At 71.4% G+C, this 16,981-nt stretch carries 17 protein-coding genes; 15 read left to right on the top strand and 2 right to left on the bottom strand.

Annotation, left to right across the window (positions count from 1 at the left end; all coding sequences use genetic code 11):
- Nucleotides 1-149 precede the first annotated feature (149 nt).
- Together FH715_RS02535 and FH715_RS02530 are read right to left on the bottom strand one after the other, a co-directional pair.
- On the bottom strand, nucleotides 150-740 hold the full coding sequence (locus FH715_RS02535; RefSeq protein WP_139640307.1) for an isochorismatase family protein: 591 nt from the start codon (nucleotides 738-740) through the stop codon (nucleotides 150-152).
- An 88-nt stretch (nucleotides 741-828) separates the two neighbouring features.
- Nucleotides 829-2,178, bottom strand: a complete 1,350-nt coding sequence (locus tag FH715_RS02530; protein ID WP_139640306.1) for a nicotinate phosphoribosyltransferase — start codon at nucleotides 2,176-2,178, stop codon at nucleotides 829-831.
- Nucleotides 2,179-2,304: 126 nt separating this feature from the next.
- Between FH715_RS02530 and clpS the strand changes: the two genes are divergently transcribed.
- The 15 genes from clpS to rdgB all read left to right on the top strand — a co-directional run bounded on the left by clpS (nucleotide 2,305) and on the right by rdgB (nucleotide 16,978).
- On the top strand, nucleotides 2,305-2,598 hold the full coding sequence (gene clpS / locus FH715_RS02525) for an ATP-dependent Clp protease adapter ClpS (RefSeq protein WP_139640418.1): 294 nt from the start codon (nucleotides 2,305-2,307) through the stop codon (nucleotides 2,596-2,598).
- Nucleotides 2,598-3,203 carry a DUF2017 domain-containing protein gene (locus FH715_RS02520; protein WP_139640305.1) on the top strand — a complete coding sequence of 202 codons (606 nt, stop codon included), beginning with the start codon at nucleotides 2,598-2,600 and terminating at the stop codon, nucleotides 3,201-3,203. Before clpS ends, FH715_RS02520 begins: the two co-directional genes overlap by 1 nt.
- Nucleotides 3,204-3,301: 98 nt before the next feature.
- Complete coding sequence (locus FH715_RS02515) at nucleotides 3,302-4,885, top strand: alanine/glycine:cation symporter family protein (protein ID WP_139640304.1); 1,584 nt, start codon at nucleotides 3,302-3,304, stop codon at nucleotides 4,883-4,885.
- Between the two features lie 68 nt (nucleotides 4,886-4,953).
- On the top strand, nucleotides 4,954-5,409 hold the full coding sequence (locus FH715_RS02510) for a M67 family metallopeptidase (protein WP_139640303.1): 456 nt from the start codon (nucleotides 4,954-4,956) through the stop codon (nucleotides 5,407-5,409).
- Nucleotides 5,410-5,795: 386 nt separating this feature from the next.
- Nucleotides 5,796-6,074: a ubiquitin-like small modifier protein 1 gene (locus tag FH715_RS02505; protein WP_139640302.1), complete on the top strand. Its 279-nt coding sequence runs from the start codon at nucleotides 5,796-5,798 to the stop codon at nucleotides 6,072-6,074.
- Nucleotides 6,074-7,024 (top strand): PLP-dependent cysteine synthase family protein, encoded by a 951-nt coding sequence (locus tag FH715_RS02500; protein WP_139640301.1) that lies wholly within the window; start codon nucleotides 6,074-6,076, stop codon nucleotides 7,022-7,024. Before FH715_RS02505 ends, FH715_RS02500 begins: the two co-directional genes overlap by 1 nt.
- Nucleotides 7,025-7,304: 280 nt before the next feature.
- Nucleotides 7,305-8,507: a rod shape-determining protein RodA gene (gene rodA / locus FH715_RS02495; RefSeq protein ID WP_246108498.1), complete on the top strand. Its 1,203-nt coding sequence runs from the start codon at nucleotides 7,305-7,307 to the stop codon at nucleotides 8,505-8,507.
- Nucleotides 8,508-8,643: 136 nt separating this feature from the next.
- Complete coding sequence (locus tag FH715_RS02490; RefSeq protein WP_139640299.1) at nucleotides 8,644-9,399, top strand: MBL fold metallo-hydrolase; 756 nt, start codon at nucleotides 8,644-8,646, stop codon at nucleotides 9,397-9,399.
- Nucleotides 9,400-9,498: 99 nt separating this feature from the next.
- Nucleotides 9,499-10,227 carry a ribonuclease PH gene (rph, locus tag FH715_RS02485; RefSeq protein WP_139640298.1) on the top strand — a complete coding sequence of 243 codons (729 nt, stop codon included), beginning with the start codon at nucleotides 9,499-9,501 and terminating at the stop codon, nucleotides 10,225-10,227.
- Between the two features lie 85 nt (nucleotides 10,228-10,312).
- Complete coding sequence (locus FH715_RS02480; RefSeq protein WP_139640297.1) at nucleotides 10,313-10,687, top strand: hypothetical protein; 375 nt, start codon at nucleotides 10,313-10,315, stop codon at nucleotides 10,685-10,687.
- 248 nt (nucleotides 10,688-10,935) lie between these two features.
- Nucleotides 10,936-12,342 carry an ABC transporter substrate-binding protein gene (locus FH715_RS02475; RefSeq protein ID WP_246108497.1) on the top strand — a complete coding sequence of 469 codons (1,407 nt, stop codon included), beginning with the start codon at nucleotides 10,936-10,938 and terminating at the stop codon, nucleotides 12,340-12,342.
- Nucleotides 12,343-12,351: 9 nt separating this feature from the next.
- A complete protein-coding gene (locus tag FH715_RS02470) occupies nucleotides 12,352-13,290 on the top strand; it encodes a carbohydrate ABC transporter permease (RefSeq protein WP_246108496.1) in 939 nt (312 codons plus the stop codon).
- Nucleotides 13,287-14,171, top strand: a complete 885-nt coding sequence (locus FH715_RS02465; protein WP_246108495.1) for a carbohydrate ABC transporter permease — start codon at nucleotides 13,287-13,289, stop codon at nucleotides 14,169-14,171. The genes FH715_RS02470 and FH715_RS02465 overlap by 4 nt, the downstream gene beginning before the upstream one ends.
- A gap of 53 nt (nucleotides 14,172-14,224) precedes the next feature.
- Nucleotides 14,225-16,336, top strand: coding sequence for a beta-galactosidase (locus tag FH715_RS02460; RefSeq protein ID WP_139640296.1), 2,112 nt, complete (start codon nucleotides 14,225-14,227; stop codon nucleotides 16,334-16,336).
- Between the two features lie 30 nt (nucleotides 16,337-16,366).
- Nucleotides 16,367-16,978: an RdgB/HAM1 family non-canonical purine NTP pyrophosphatase gene (gene rdgB, locus FH715_RS02455; protein ID WP_139640295.1), complete on the top strand. Its 612-nt coding sequence runs from the start codon at nucleotides 16,367-16,369 to the stop codon at nucleotides 16,976-16,978.
- The last annotated feature ends 3 nt before the right edge of the window (nucleotides 16,979-16,981 follow it).

Genomic DNA, 16,981 nt, shown 5'->3' with positions numbered 1-16,981 from the left:
CACTCATGCACCGCGCAGTTCCCCGCGCCCCCAAGCCGCCCGGGGCGGATCAGGGGCGCGGGGAACTGCGCGAGCAACTCACCACCGGGGTGCACGCGACCGCTTGCCGCACCACCCCCTCCGTAGTCGCTCATGCGAACGACCGGAGGTCACCCCCTGACGACAGGGGCTCCCGTCAGCTCGACGCCCGCCTCGTCCAGCTCGGTGAGGGCCCGGTCCACGGTCGGCCGGGCGACGCCCGCCGTCAGGCTGAGCAGGACCCGCGTGCGGAAGCCCGCCCGCCGGGCGTCCAGCGCGGTGGCCCGCACGCAGTGGTCCGTGGCGATGCCCACCACGTCCACCTCCGTGACGTCCCGCTCGCGCAGCCAGCCGGCCAGCCCCGTGCCCGCCTCGTCCTGCCCCTCGAAGCCGCTGTACGCGGCCTCGTACGCGCCCTTGTCGAAGCACGCCTCCACCGCCCCGGAGGCGATCGCGGGCGCGAAGTTCGGGTGGAAGCCGACCCCCTCCGTGCCCGCCACGCAGTGCCGCGGCCAGCTGGTCTCGTAGTCCGGCGTGTCGGAGAAGTGGTCGCCCGGGTCGATGTGCCGGTCGCGGGTGGCCACCACGTGGCGGTAGCCCGGGGTGGCCGCCCCGATCAGGTCGGTGACGGCAGCCGCGACATCGGCGCCGCCGGCGACGGCGAGGCTGCCGCCCTCGCAGAAGTCGTTCTGCACGTCGACGACGATCAGCGCGCGGTGCATCCGAACCACCTCGTTGGTGCGTTGTTCCGTTGGTCGCTCCCGGCCGCGTGGCCGGCCGGGATCGGCAAGAGCCTACTGGGCGCGCGGCTCATGAGGTGGGAGTGAGGAAGCGCGTGGGGAGCACCGACTCGCCCCGGGAGAGCTGGGTGGCGGACAGGGGGAGCGCGCCCCGCGCGCGCACGTGCCGGTCGCGGGCCGCGCTGAGCGGCTCCTGGCCGACCGGCTCGCCGTCGCGCATCAGCTCGACGCCCAGCAGCCGCTCGGAGAACTCCTCCGGCACCTCGCCGGTGCCGATGACCTCGGCCTCGGCGATGCCCCGCTCGTCGACCGGCCGGGCCGCCCACTTGACGCCGCCGACGGAGAGCTTGCCGCCGAGCGACTTCTTGGCCACCGGGCGCAGTGGCGCCCCCGCGCCGTCCCCGTCGGCGCGCGCCACCAGCTTGTAGACCATCGAGCAGGTCGGGTGCCCGGAGCCGGTGACCAGCTGGGTGCCGACGCCGTAGGAGTCGACGGGCGCGGCGGCCAGCGAGGCGATCGCGTACTCGTCGAGGTCGCTGGTGACCACGATCCGGGTGTCGTGCGCCCCCAGCTCGTCCAGCTGCCGGCGCACCTGGTGGGCGACGACCAGCAGGTCCCCGGAGTCGATCCGCACCGCGCCCAGCTCGGGCCCCGCGATCTCGACGGCGGCGCGCACCGCCTCGGCCACGTCGTAGGTGTCCACCAGCAGCGTGGTGCCCCGGCCGAGCGCGTCGACCTGGGCGGTGAACGCGTCCCGCTCGGTGTCGTGGAGCAGGGTGAACGCGTGGGCGCTGGTCCCCACCGTGGGGATGCCGTAGCGGAAGCCGGCGGCCAGGTCGGAGGTGGCGGAGAAGCCGCCGACGTAGGCGGCCCTGGCCGCGGCCACGGCGCTCAGCTCGTGGGTGCGCCGGGCGCCCATCTCCATCAGCGGGCGGCCGACCGCCGCCACGGCCATCCGGGAGGCGGCGGCGGCCACGGCCGAGTCGTGGTTGAGGATCGAGAGCACCACGGTCTCCAGTACCACGCACTCGGCGAAGGTGCCCTCGACCTGGAGGATCGGTGAACCGGGGAAGTAGACCTCGCCCTCGGGGTAGCCGCGCACCGTGCCGGTGAAGCGGAAGTCGGCGAGCCAGTCGAGGGTGGGGCCGTCCACGACCTCCTGGCGGTCGAGGAAGTCGAGCATCTCGGGTTCGAAGCGGAAGTTGGTCACGGCGTCCAGCACGCGCCCGGTGCCGGCCACCACGCCGTAGCGGCGGCCCTCGGGGAGTCGGCGGGTGAAGACCTCGAACACCGAGCGCCGGTGCGCGGTGCCCGCGCGGAGGGCGGCACGCAGCATGGTCAGCTCGTACTGGTCGGTGAAGAGCGCGGTCGAGGGCACCGTCACCGGCAGCCCGCTGGGCCTGTGGTCCTTGACGTCCATGGGGACCAGCGTACCCCTAATCTCGTCAAACTGACGATATCTCGCGGCGTGGCGTCACCCACCCCCTCTGTCCTGGGCGTTTGGGCTCGGGAGGCGCGGGGGTGGCAGCATGGGGGTGTGACTGCCATGCCCGTGGAGATCGAACGCACCGAGGAGCAGGCGACGCCCGACGAGGCGCCGGTGCCGGAAGTCCCCTGGGTCACCCTGGTGCACAACGACCCGGTGAATCTGATGAGTTACGTCACCTATGTCTTCCAGGCGTATTTCGGCTACTCGAAGGACAAGGCCAAGAAGCTGATGCTCGACGTCCACCACAAGGGGCGCGCCGTGGTCTCCCAGGGCAGCCGCGAGGAGATGGAACGGGACGTGCAGGCGATGCACGGTTACGGGCTCTGGGCCACGCTCCAGCGGGACAGCTGATGCCGGGCTTCTTCGAGTCGGCGGGTGCCGACGGCGGCGCCTCGGTGGCGCTGGACGACGGCGAGCTCTCCGTGATCCGCAGCCTGACCGTTCAGCTTCTGGAGCTGATCGGACCGGATCAGCACGAGGACGAGGACGCCGACCCGCTCCAGGCGCTCTTCGCCGAGGGCCCGAGCGAGCCGCCGCGCGATCCCGCGCTGGCGCGCCTTTTCCCCGACGCGTACGGCGCCCCTGGGGCGCCGGCCGACGAGGCGGCGGTTACCCGTTCGGCCGAATTCCGCCGCTATACCGAGAACGAGTTGCGCACCCAGAAGCGGGAACGGCTGCTGGCGATGGTGCACGCCCTCGACGAGGCGCGCGGCGCGCCCCGCGACCGCGAGGGGAACGCGGTGCTGACGCTGGACAGGGCGGCCTCGGACGGCTGGCTCGGCGGGCTCAACGACCTGCGGCTGGTGATCGGCGCACGGCTCGGCATCGACGACGAGTCGACCACGGAGAAGCTCTTCGACCTCCCGGACGAGGACCCGCGAAAGGCCATGGTGATCGCCTTTCTCTGGCTGGGGAGCCTTCAGGAGACGCTGGTGGACACGCTTCTTCCGGAGTAACGGGGAACGCCTCTCCCGCCGGTTCGCGAACAGGCCGGGAATTCCTCTCGCGGATAACCTGACGGTGCTTTTACCTCTCGCACCGTCAGGAGTAGCGCATGGCAGGTCAACACTCCTGGACCGACGAGATCGACCAGACGGTCAACAATCTCTTCGAACCGGTCAGTCGTGTGCTGACGGACGTCGTCTTCTACGAGGTCGGCCTCTTCGGGAGCGACTTTCCCCTGATCGTCGGCTGGCTCGCGGTGGCCGGGCTGGTCTTCACCGTGCTCTTCGGCTTCGTCCAGTTCCGGCACTTCCCGCTGGCGCTGCGCCTGGTGCGCGGTCGCTACGAGCAGCCGGACGCGCCCGGCGAGGTGACCCACTTCCAGGCGTTGACCTCGGCCGTCTCCGGCACCGTCGGCCTCGGCAACATCGCGGGTGTGGCGATCGCGGTCTCCATCGGCGGCCCCGGGGCGACCGTCTGGATGATGCTCTGCGGCCTCCTCGGGATGGCCAGCAAGTTCGTCGAGTGCACCCTCGGCGTCCGCTACCGGGACATCGACGCGCGCGGACGGGTCTCCGGCGGCCCGATGCACTACCTCCGCAAGGGCCTGGCCGAACGCGGGCTGCCCCGGCTGGGCGGCGCGCTCTCGCTGCTGGCCGCGGTGACGCTCCTCTTCTTCGCGTTCTTCGGCGGCAACCTCTTCCAGGTCAACCAGAGCCTGGAGCAGCTGGTCGCCGTCACCGAGGACCACACCTCGTTCTTCGCCGACTCCTCCGGCGCGCTGCTCTTCGGCGCCGTGGTAGCGCTGCTCGCCGGGCTGGTGCTGGTGGGCGGCATCCGGGCCATCGGCCGGGTCACCAGCCGGCTGGTCCCGGCGATGTCGATCCTCTACTGCGCGGCCTGCCTCGTCGTCATCGGCTGCAACGCCGCCGCGGTCCCCGACGCCGTCGCCACCATCTGCCGCGCGGCGGTCAGCCCCGACGGCGTGGCCGGCGGCGTGGTGGGGGCGCTGATCGTCGGGTTCCAGCGGGCCGCGTTCTCCAACGAGGCCGGCGTCGGCTCCGCCCCCATCGCCCACTCGGCGGTCAAGACCAAGCGGCCGGCGACCGAGGGGCTGGTCGCGCTGATCGAGCCGTTCCTGGACACCGTGGTGATCTGCACCATGACCGCGCTGACCATCGTCATCGCCGGCGGTCCGCTCTACGAGGAGGCCAGGGAACGGGTGGCGGCCGGCGAGCCCGTCGAGGGCAACGCGGTGGGCATCTCGATCACCTCCGACGCCTTCGAGACCGCGCTGCCCGGCTTCCCCTACGTGCTGACCCTCGCGGTCTTCCTCTTCGCCTTCGCGACGATCATCACCTGGGGCTACTACGGGCTGAAGGCATGGACCCACCTCTTCGGGCAGAGCAGGCTCGCCGACGGCAGCTACAAGGCGCTCTTCTGCCTGCTGACCGTCGGCGGCGCCCTGCTCTCCCTGGGCACGCTGGTCGACCTCGCCGACGCGTTCCTCTTCCTGGCCGCCGTCTGCAACATCATCGGGCTCTACCTCCTCGCGCCGGTCGTCAGGGCCGAGCTGCGCAAGGTGTTGAACTACGTGCGGCGCAAGGACGCCGGCGACTCGGACGAGGCGATCGAGGCCGACGAGCGGGCCGCGGAGCAGGCCGAGTCGGCGGAGGACATCACGCTGGCCAAGTAGCCGCGGGGCGTGTCCACGGGCCGGGACGCCCCTCCCGACCACCGGGCGGGGCGTCCTACGCTGGAGTCATGTTGACCATCACGGCGGAACTGCGGGACCAGATCATCGCCCACGCCAGGGCCGACCACCCCGACGAGGCGTGCGGTGTCATCGCGGGTCCCGCCGGCACCGACCGGCCGGAGCGGTTCGTGCCGATGCTCAACGCGGCCCGTTCGCCCACGTTCTACGAGTTCGACTCCGAGGAGCTGCTGAGGCTCTACAAGGAGATGGACGCGCGGGACGAGGATCCGGTGGTCATCTACCACTCGCACACCGCGACCGAGGCGCACCCCTCGCGGACCGACGTCTCGCTGGCCATGGAGCCCTTCGCCCACTACGTGCTGGTCTCCACCGCGGAGTCGGAGGCCGACGACGAGGGCCGGGTCCCGTTCCGCTCGTTCCGCATCGTGGACGGGGAGGTCACCGAGGAGGAGGTCGCGGTGGTCGACGCCTACCCGGACACCGGGGCGGACGCGGACGAGTAGTCCGGCACGGGGGCGGCACCGGGCCGGTGAGCGCGGTCAGCGCGGTCAGCGCCCGCGTCGGCCGCCGCTCCGGCCGCGGCTTCGGGGGCCGTACCGGTCGCCGCTTCGGTCAACGGGCCTGGTCAGTGGGGCGCTTGGTCCGATCTGAGACGATTCCGTTCGTATGCTGAACGCTCTCGATCGCCCATCCGGGAATCGATACGATGACGCCATGGTTCTCCCGGACGTGAGCGACTTCCGACCGCACGCGCCGCGCCGGGCCCGTCGTCCCCTCGGGGCGGGGCGCCTCGGCCGCGCCGGGTGTCCGGTGGTCCGTTGACCGGGCGGCCCGTTCGTCCCTCGCCCAGCCAGTCTCGCGTTCGAATCTCTGCTTCTGGAGTCCTTTCATGGCCATCGAGGTCCGCATCCCGACCATCCTCCGCACCCACACCGACGGCCAGAAGGTCGTGACCGGCGAGGGCAAGACGATCGAGGAGCTCTTCGCCGACCTGGAGGCCAACCACCCGGGCATCCGGGAGCGCCTGGTGGACGACGGCGGGCTGCGCCGCTTCGTCAACGTCTACCTCAACGACGAGGATGTCCGCTTCCTTGAGGGCATCGCCACCCCCGTCAAGGACGGCGACAGCGTCACCATCCTGCCGGCGGTCGCCGGAGGCATGGGCTGATGCGCTTCGACAGCGCGCTGGCCTCCGTCGGGAACACCCCGCTGGTGCTGCTGCCCCGGCTCTCGCCCAGCGACACCGTGCGGATCTGGGCCAAGCTGGAGGACCGGAACCCGACGGGTTCGGTCAAGGACCGTCCCGCGCTGTACATGATCGAGCAGGCCGAGAAGGACGGCCGGCTCACCCCCGGCTGCACCATCCTGGAGCCGACCTCGGGGAACACCGGCATCTCGCTGGCCATGGCCGCCCGGCTCAAGGGGTACCGGATCATCTGCGTGATGCCGGAGAACACCTCGGCGGAACGGCGTCAGCTGCTGGCGATGTGGGGCGCCGAGATCATCTCCTCGCCGGCCGCCGGCGGCTCCAACACGGCGGTGCGGGTGGCCAGGGAGCTGGCCGACGAGCACCCCGAGTGGGTGATGCTCTACCAGTACGGGAACCCGGACAACGCCGGCGCGCACTACGCCGGCACCGGCCCCGAGATCCTCGCCGACCTGCCGTCGGTCACCCACTTCGTCGCGGGCCTCGGTACCACGGGCACGCTGATGGGCGTCGGCCGCTATCTGCGCGAGCACCGGCCGGGCGTGGAGATCGTCGCGGCCGAGCCGCGCTACGACGACCTGGTCTACGGTCTGCGGAACCTGGACGAGGGCTTCGTTCCCGAGCTGTACGACGACGCGGTGCTCACCGGCCGCTACTCGGTCGGCTCCGAGGACGCGGTCCGACGGGTGCGGCAGCTGCTCGACGAGGAGGGCATCTTCGCCGGCGTCTCCACCGGCGCCGTGCTGCACGCGGCGCTGGGCGTGGGCCGCAGGGCGGTCGAGGCCGGGGAGGCGGCGGACATCGCGTTCGTGGTCGCCGACGGCGGCTGGAAGTACCTCTCCACCGGCATCTACGAGGCCGCCACGACGGAGGAGGCGGTCGAGCGCCTCCAGGGCCAGCTCTGGGCCTAGCCGGCCGGCCCGCAGTCGACTACCGGCCTTGCTGGCCTGGGTGGGTTGTCGTCCTCGGCCGGGTGTGTGGTTGCTCGCGCAGTTCCCCGCGCCCCTGGTGTGGGTGGGCGTTCGCCGTAGGGTGCGGGTAGCCCCGTCAGGGGCGCGGGGAACTGCGCGGTGCATCTGTGGCGGGCCGCAGTCGACTATGGTGCCGCACCGGCCGGGTGGGTTGTCGCCCTCGCCCCGCACCCGGTGCAGATCACGGAATGAAGTAGCGTCAACACGTATGGTCATTTGTGTGACCACGCGCAGCTACTCCCTGACCGCGCCCCCCGCCGGTGGCGAGCAGAGCGTCTGGCGGCTGATCACCGCCCGGGGCTCGCTCGCGCGGCGGCTGGACTGGCCGCTGACGCTCGCCGCCCTCGCCCTGACCACGTTGGGCATCCTGCTGGTCTACTCGGCCACCCGCAACCGCACCGACCTGAACGGCGGCGAGCCCGAGTTCTTCCTGATGCGGCAGCTGATGAACGTCGCCATCGGGCTCGGCCTGTGCGGGCTGATCATCTGGTACGGCTATCTGCGGCTGCGGGCCGCCGTCCCCGTGCTGTACCTGCTCTGCGTGGTGCTCTCGCTGCTGGTGCTGTCCCCGTTGGGTTCGACCGTCAACGGCTCCCGCAGCTGGCTGCAGCTGCCCGGCGGCTTCGCGTTCCAGCCGTCCGAGCTGGTCAAGATCGGGGTGATCCTCGCCATGGCGCTGCTGCTCGCGGCGCCGGGGAACAACGAGCGCAGGGACGGCCCCGACAGCAGGACGGTGCTTCAGGCGCTGCTGGTGATCGCGGTCCCGGCGGTGCTGGTGATGCTGACGCCGGACGTCGGTCAGACCATGGTGCTCGCCGTCATCGCGCTCGGAGTGCTGGCGGCCTCCGGTACCGGGCGGGCGTGGATCCTGGGTCTCGTGTCGCTCGGCGTGGCCGGCGCGATCGTGGTGTGGCAGGTGGGGCTGCTGGACGAGTACCAGATCAACAGGTTCGCCGCGTTCGCCAACCCGGCGCTCGACCCGGCGGGCGTGGGATACAACACCAACCAGGCCAGGATCGCCATCGGCTCGGGCGGGCTCTTCGGGCAGGGGCTCTTCCACGGCAGCCAGACGACCGGGCAGTTCGTTCCGGAACAGCACACCGACTTCGTCTTCACCGTCGCCGGCGAGGAACTCGGCTTTCTGGGGGCGGGGTTGATCGTGGTGCTGTTGGGAGTGGTGCTCTGGCGCGGCTGCCGGATCGCGCGGGACGCGCCGGACCCCTATGGCACGATCGTGGCGGTCGGCATTGTCGCGTGGGTGGCCTTCCAGGCGTTCCAGAACATGGGGATGGCTTTGGGGATCATGCCGGTCACCGGACTTCCGTTGCCGTTCCTCTCCTATGGTGGATCATCGATGTTCGCCATCTGGATCGCGGTGGGACTGCTGCTCGCCATTCGCATTCGCTCGCACAGCAGAATGTGATCGAACTCTTCGAGCTGGTGTTTTGTCGACCACCCCCGGGCTGGTGATTCCGCCCACACCCGGCGCCGTGCGAGGCGCGGCGGGGCGCTTGGCGACTTAGAGTCGTTCGAACCCCACTACGGAGGTTCCCCCGTTTATGAAGCTCACCGTCGTCGGCTGCTCGGGGTCGTTCCCGGCCCCTGACTCGGCCTGTTCCAGCTACCTCATCGAGGCCGAGGGCTACCGGCTGCTCCTTGACATGGGCAATGGCGCCCTCGGCGAGCTACAGAAGCACTGCGGGCTGTACGACATCGACGCCATCGCGCTCAGCCATCTCCATCCGGACCACTGCATCGACATGTGCGGCTACTTCGTGGCCCGTTACTACCGGCACGACGGCGGCCGGCCGCCGCGGGTGCCGGTCTACGGGCCGGGCGGCACCGAACAGCGGCTGATCACCGCCTACGACGACGTGCCGGACGAGTCGTCGATGCGGGAGGTCTTCGACTTCCACGACCTGGAGGCCGGCGAGGACCTGGTCCTCGGGCCGCTGACGGTCCGCGTCGCGCGGGTCAACCACCCGGTGGAGACCTACGGTTTCCGGATCGAGTACGCCGGCCGTTCGATCTGCTACTCGGGCGACACGGGCAACTGCGAGGGGCTGGACGGTCTCGCGCGCGGCGTCGACCTGTTCCTGTGCGAGGCGTCCTTCACCCAGGGCAAGGAGGACGCGCCCGGGGTGCATCTCAACGGTCTTGAGGCCGGCGTCTGCGCCCAACGGGCCGGCGCCGACCGGCTGGTGCTCACCCATGTCCCGCCGTGGACCGACGCCCAGGTGAACCTGCGCGACGCCAAGTCCGCCTTCGACGGCCCCGTCGAACTGGCCCGCCCCGGTGCCGTCTACGTGGTCTGAGGCGGCGTCGGCGGCGCGCCGCCGGCCCGTTCGCCGTGCGGCCCCGCCCGACCGGAATCCGGGGATCGGCGCAGGCCGGACGCCGGATAGGGTCGATCCATGTCACGCATCGACGGCCGGACGGCCGACCAGCTCCGCCCCGTGACCATCGAACGCGGCTGGAGCAAGCACGCCGAGGGATCGGTACTGGTCTCCTTCGGCGACACCAGAGTGCTGTGCACGGCCAGCTTCACCGAGGGGGTGCCCCGCTGGCGGCGGGGGAGCGGGGAGGGCTGGGTCACCGCCGAGTACGCGATGCTGCCGCGCGCCACCAACACCAGGGGCGACCGGGAGTCGGTGCGCGGGAAGATCGGCGGGCGCACCCACGAGATCTCGCGGTTGATCGGGCGTTCGCTGCGCGCCGTGGTGGACTTCCGCGCGTTGGGCGAGAACACGGTGGTACTGGACTGCGACGTCCTCCAGGCGGACGGCGGCACCAGGACGGCGGCCATCACCGGCGCCTATGTGGCGCTGGCCGACGCCGTGTCCTGGGCCAGGGGGCGGAAGCTGGTCAGGGGCAAGAACGAGCCGTTGACCGGTCAGGTCGCCGCCGTCAGCGTCGGGATCGTGGACGGGGAGCCGCTGCTCGACCTCGCCTACACGGAGGACGTGCGGGCCGAGACCGACATGAACGTGGTCTGCACCGACACCGGCGCCTTCGTCGAGGTGCAGGGCACCGCCGAGGGCGCGCCGTTCCAACGCGCCGAGCTGGACGCCCTGTTGGACCTGGCGGTCGGCGGCTGCACCAGGCTCGCCGAGGCGCAGCGTGCGGCGCTGGCCGAGGGGTGACGGCCGGTCCACGTGACGTTGTCGGGGCCGGACGGGGGTAGTGAGCGTAACGAGGGCGGAACCTCCGCCCGATGGAGGGGAGTTGATGGTGCGAACCATCAGGATGGGGCTGGCCGGCGGCACGTTGGCGATAACGGCCGCGCTGGGCACCCTGGGGTGCGACCTGGACCGGGCGGTGGACTGCGGGCGGTTGGCGCTCGACGTCTCCAGCAGCGTGGAGACGCTGGGGCGCGCGATCGACGGTGACGACCCGACCGGGTTCGTCGACGCGGCCGACGAGGCGGAACGTGACCTGGACGAGCTGACCGACGACGTCTCGGACACGGACGTCCGGGCAGCCGCGGAGTCGGTGGGCGACGCCCTCGCCAACGTGCGCGACGGGGTGGCGGACGGCGAGTCCCCCGACCTGTCGCCGCTGAGCGACGCGGCGGACGAACTGACCTCCGCCTGCGCGTCCTGACCGACGCAGCGCACCGTTCCCCGCGCTCCCCCGCCGGCCCACCGGCGTGGAGGGGCGCGGGGAACCGTCCACCGAGGTGGGGGCGACGATCCGGCACGGCGAGCGGAACCCTCGTTCGCCTGGCCGAACGAATCACGATTTCTCGAACACGACTCTTGACGGTGGCCGAAAACCGTTCCTAGCGTGTGGCGGGCCGGTCGCGGTACCAGGCGGGCCGGCGTGAGCACGCTGGCAAAGGAGCTGGTGGCGTGGCTGCACAGGTCCCGAAGTTCTCCCGCTACCGACGCCCGAGCGGCGCCCCGCCGCCACCCCAGGGCCCGCTCTCCCGACGCGCGTTGCTGCGGGCCGGCGCCGGCCTCGGGGCCGCCGCCGCGCTGACACCGGGGCTCGCCGCCTGCGCCGGCGGGCAGAACGCCGACCCCCGCGCCTCCGGCGACGTCGAGTTGGCGTTCTGGACCCACGACGAGGCGTACGCGGACTTCTTCGAGGTCTCGGCCGAGATCGCCGAGCGGGCCAGCGACTTCCGCTACCGCCTGCGGCTGAGCCGCGCCGGCGCCGAGGACCTGGTGACCAAGGCCATCGCCCAGGCCATCGCCGGCCGCGGCACCCCCGACGTCGCCGGCTTCGAGATCGGCGCCTTCCCCCGGCTGCTGCGCGGGGTGCTCGCCGAGGAGCTGCTGACCGACCTGAGCGGTGACCTCGGGGACGCGGCCGACGACCTGCTGCCCTCCAGGACCGCGCCGTTCAGCCGCGACGGGCGCCTCTACGCCCTCGACTCGGACGCCCCGCTGGTCGTCTACTACTACCGGGAGTCCGAGTTCGAACGGCTCGGCATCCCCACCGACCTGGCCACCTGGGAGGAGCTCGCGGAGGCCGGCACGAGGGCGCACGAGCGGCACGGCGTCTCGCTGGGCGCGGTGCCGGTGGGCAGCGAGGCCGGCGTCAACACCCAGGGGTTCGAGATGCTGCTGCTGCAACGCGGCGGCCGGTTCTTCGACGAGGACGGCGCGCTGGCCATCGAGTCGCCCGAGGCCGAGGAGGTGCTCGGCTTCCTGGCCGAGGGGCTGCGCACCGGCTTCCTCAGCAGCGTCGCCGGGCTGCTGCACCCGCCGATGCAGGCCGCGTTGAAGAGCGGCGCGGTGCTCGGGCAGTGGATGGCGACCTGGTACCGGATCTACGGTCTTGAGCCCAACGTCCCCGAGCAGGCCGGCCAGTGGCGCATCAGGCCGCTGCCCGCGTTCCGGAGCGGCGGGGTGCGCACCTCGTTCACCGGGGGCACCGGCTTCGGGGTGACACGCGGCAAGGAGAACACCCTGGCCGGAGTCGAACTGGTCAAGGCCGCCTATCTGACCCCCTCCGAACAGGTCAGGCGCTTTCGCGACCTGGGCTATCTGCCGACCCGTCGCTCGGTCTACGAGGACCCCGAACTCCTCGCCATCCCCGACGAGTTCTGCGGTGGTCAACCCACCTTCGAGGTCTACCGCGACCTGATCGACGAGGCGCCGTCGATCCATCTCAGCGCCGACAAGTCCACCCTCGACACCGTGCTCAGCGGCTATCTGCTCCAGGCGTACCACGGGGACATCTCCCCGCGTGAGGCGCTGGCGAGGACCGCCGAGGACTTCCGGGGTCAGACCCGCAACTCCCGCGACTGAGGAGCCCAGTTGACCGTCCCCACCACGACGCCCCCACCCCGGGCCGCGTCCTCCGAGTCGCCCCCTCCGGGGGGCGGCGGGCGGCGGCGCATGTGGGCTCCCTACGCCTTCATCGCCCCGTTCTACGTGCTGTACGTGCTCTTCATGATCGTGCCGATCCTGGTCGCCTGCGGCCTGAGCCTCACCGAGTGGGTCGGCCTCGGCACCCCGAAGTTCGTCGGGCTGCGCAACTTCCTCGACCTGGCCAGGGACACCAGCTTCCACACCGCACTGGCCAACTCCACGCTCTACGTACTGGTCAGCGTCTTCGTCGTGGTGCCCTGCGCGCTGCTGCTCGCCCAGGCGCTGCACACCAAGGGGCTGCGGGCCAGGGACCTCTTCCGGGTCACGTTCTTCGTGCCGATGGTGCTCTCGCCGATCGTCATCGCACTGGTCTACAGCCTGTTGCTGGACACCCAGTACGGACTGGTCAACTCCGTGTTGAAGGCGCTCTTCGGAGGCGGCGGGGTCGACTGGATCGGCGACCCCGACTGGGCGAAGTCCACCGTCGCCGTGGTGGTCCTGTGGCGCTGGGTCGGCTATCTGACCATCTTCTTCCTCGCCGCGCTCCAGGCGGTGCCGAAGGACCTCTACGAGGCGGCCGAACTGGACGGCGCGGGGGCGATCCGCAGCTTCTTCACCGTGACCCTGCCCTCGATCCAGCCGGTGACCGCGTTCGTGGTGGTCACCTCGTTCATCGGCGCCGCACAGCTCTTCGACGAGCCGTATCTGATCACCAACGGCGGTCCCGGCGAGGCGACGCTGAGCGTCGCGATGTTCGTCTACCGGGCCGCGTTCCAACGCCAGCAGTTCGGCTACGCGGCGGCGGCCGGGCTGGTGCTCTTCGTCGTCGTCTTCGCCGTGAGCCAACTGCTCAACCGGCTGCTGGCCATCGGGAGGGCCGAATGAGCACCCGTGCCGTCACCCGGAAGACCCGCGAGCCCCGACGACGCGCGGGGCGCGGGGGGATGAGCCGCTCCGGAAAGGTCGCGCTCTACTCCACGCTCACCGTGCTGCTGCTGATCTTCGTCGCGCCGCTGGTCTGGGCCATCAGCTCCTCGTTCAAGCCGAGGGGCGACATCTTCGAGTACCCGCCCAAGCTCATACCGAGCCCCGCCACACTGGACAACTACCGGACGCTGCTGGACACCCAGCCGTTCTGGAACTGGTTCGCCATCAGCGTGGTCACCGCGCTGCTGGCCACCACCGTCGCGGTCTTCGTCTGCGCGCTCGCCGGATACGGCTTCGCCAAGTTCCGGTTCGCCGGCAAGCGGGTGCTCTTCGGGGTGATGTTCAGCTCGCTGTCGGTGCCGTTCGCGGTGATCCTGGTCCCGCTGTTCATCCTGGTGGTCAAGTCCGGGCTGTCCAACCCGTGGTTCGCGCTGATCGTGCCGTGGGTGGCGCCGGCCTTCGGCATCTTCATGATGCAGCAGTACATCGTCCAGTCCATCCCCGACGAGATCATCGAGGCCGCCAGGATCGACGGCAGCAGCGAGTTCGGCACCTTCTGGCGGGTGGTCCTGCCGCTGCTGCGCCCCTCGCTCGGCGCGTTGGCCGTGTGGCAGTTCCTCCAGAGCTACAACGCGTTCATGTGGCCGCTGGTGCTGCTCTCCGACGTCAACCAGTACACGATCCCGCTCGGTCTCAACATCCTCTTCCGCGCCGAGAACCGCTCCTACGACCTGGTGATGGCCGGGGCCGTGCTGGCCTCGGTGCCCACCATCCTGGTCTTCCTGCTGCTGCGCAAGCAGCTGCTTGAGGGGCTCTCCGCCGGCGCGGTCAAGGGGTGAACGCCCAGGCGGCGGGCACCCGGACAAGCGGCGGACCGTCACGAAAGGCAGGCATGTCCAAGCTCCCCGACAGGGTCCTCTTCGGCGCGGCCTACTACCACGAGTACCAGCCGACCCCGCGACTCGACACCGACCTCGACCTGATGCGGGAGGCCGGGTTCAGCGTGGTCCGGGTCGGCGAGTCCGTCTGGTCGACCTGGGAACCCGAGCCCGGCGTCTTCGACCTCGACTGGCTGCGGCCGGTGCTGGACGGCGCCCACGCGCGCGGCATCTCCGTGGTCCTGGGCACCCCGACCTACGCGGTGCCGCCGTGGCTGCAACGCGCCCACCCCGAGATCAACGCCGAACGCCGCACCGGCCAGCCCATGGGCTGGGGCATCCGGCAGGAGATCGACCACACCCACCCCGCGTTCCTCTTCCACGCCGAGCGGGTGATCCGGCGGATCGTCACCCACTACGCCGACCACCCGGCCGTCATCGGCTACCAGGTGGACAACGAGCCGGGCAACGAGATCCTCCACAACCGGGGCGTCTTCCAGCGCTTCGTCGACCACCTGCGGACCACCTACGGAACCGTCGAGGAGCTGAACCGGGCCTGGGGCCTGACCTACTGGTCACATCGCCTGTCCACCTGGGCCGACCTGTGGACGCCGGACGCCAACGGCCAGCCGCAGTACGACCTGGCATGGCGCCGGTTCCAGGGCGAGTTGACCACCGAGTTCATCGGCTGGCAGGCCGAAGTGGTCAGGGAGCTGGCCCGACCTGACCAGTTCGTGACCACTTGTATCGCCTACGCCCGCCCCGCCGTCCACGACCAGCGGCTCACCGAGCGACTCGACGTCACCGCCGGCAACCCGTACTACGCGATGCGGGACGCGCTGACCCTGCCCGACACCGGCTCCGCGTCCCAGGGGTGGACCACCCACGGGGTGTGGGCGCTCTACCGCTCCGCGGACCGGATGTACTCCTCCCGGCAGGAGCCGTTCCTGGTCACCGAGACCAACGCCCAGGCCATCGGCCCCTCCTGGACGATGGAACCCGCCTGGGACGGGCAGTGGCGCCAGGCCGCCTGGGCGCTGGTCTCCCGCGGCGCCCGGATGATCGAGTACTGGCACTGGCACACGCTGCACTACGGCACCGAGACCTACTGGGGCGGCATCCTCCCGCACAGCCAGGAACCCGGCCGCGTCTACCGCGAACTGGCCGCGCTGGGCGCCGAGTTCGAGCGGGCGGGCGAACTGGTCGCCGGAGTGGTCCCCGACGCGGACGTGGCACTGGTCTACTCGACGGACTCCAAGTGGGCCCTTGAGGACTACCCCATGCTGCCGCTGCCGGACGGCTCCGGCGGCGACCGCGACTCCTACCACGCGGTCTTCGACGCGCTCTACCGAGGCGCCTTCGACGCCGGCCGGCAGGTCGCGATCCTGCACGCCGAACAGCTCGCCGAGGCCGACCCGGCCGAGGTGGCCGACCGCCACCCGGTGCTGGTGGCCGCGGGGCTGCTGGTCGCGGACGACGCGCTGCTCGGCTGGCTGGAGCGGTACGCGGCGGCCGGCGGCCATCTGCTGCTCGGGGTGCGCACCGGCTACGGCGACGAGGAGGTGCGCGCCCGGCGGGAACGCAAGCCCGCGCTGCTCGACACGGCCGCCGGCGCCTGGTACGACGAGATCGCCACCCTCCGCGAGCCGCTGCCGGTCAGCCCGGCGCCCGGATCGGAACTGACGCTGCCCGACGAGGCGTTCGCCACCCGCTGGGTCGACGGGCTGACGCCCACCGACGCGGAGGTGCTGGCCGGCTACGACCACCCGCACTTCGGCCGGTTCGCCGCCGTGACCACCCGCGCCCACCACGCCGGCCGGATCACGACGCTGGGCACCGTTCCCGACCCGGCGCTCGCCGCCGCCGTGCTCCGCTGGTGCGCGGCGCGGAGCGGCGCGGACGACGGCTGGCGCCCCGGCGGCGCCAGCCAGACGGTCACCGGGGCCACAGCCCAGGACGGGACCCGGCTGCACTTCGTGCACAACTGGTCATGGGAGGAAGGGGAGTTCACCGTGCCCACCGCCGCCACCGAGCTGACCGGCGGAACGGAGCTGGCGGCGGGCGAACGCCTCGCCCTCGGCCCCTGGGACGTGCGGGTGCTGGCCGAACGCACGCCGGCGACGTAGCCGCCCGGCCGGCGGGCCATAATCGCGGGCATGGACCGACTCGTTCTCGCCACCCGCAACGCACACAAGGTCACCGAGCTGCGCGCCATCCTCGGTGAGGCGGGGGTCACCCTCGAACTCCTCGGCGCCGACGCCTTCCCCGAGGTGCCGGACGTCAAGGAGACGGGGGTGACCTTCGCGGCCAACGCCCTGCTGAAGGCCCACGCGCTCGCGCGGGCCACCGGGCTGCCCGCCGTCGCCGACGACTCCGGGCTCTGCGTGGACGTGCTGGGCGGGGCGCCCGGAATCTTCTCCGCCCGCTGGGTCGGACGCCACGGCGACGACACCGCCAACCTGGAGCTGCTGCTCGCCCAGCTGGCCGACGTGCCGGACGAGCACCGGGGCGCGCACTTCGCGTGCGCGGCGGCCCTCGCGCTGCCGGACGGCAGGGAACGGGTCACCGAGGGCCGGCTGACCGGCACGCTTCGCCGGGAGCCCGCCGGAGCGGGCGGCTTCGGCTACGACCCGATCCTCCAGCCGACCGACTCCGACCGCACCTGCGCCGAGTTGACCGCCGAGGAAAAGAACGCGATCAGCCACCGTGGCCTCGCCTTCCGCGCGCTGGCCCCCCTCGTCGCGGAGCTGGTCCCCTCGGGGAGCTGAACG

It is taken from the genome of Streptomyces sedi, assembly GCF_006335015.1.
GTDB lineage: Bacteria > Actinomycetota > Actinomycetes > Streptomycetales > Streptomycetaceae > Streptomyces > Streptomyces sedi.
This window is presented reverse-complemented; position numbering and strand designations above follow the sequence as displayed.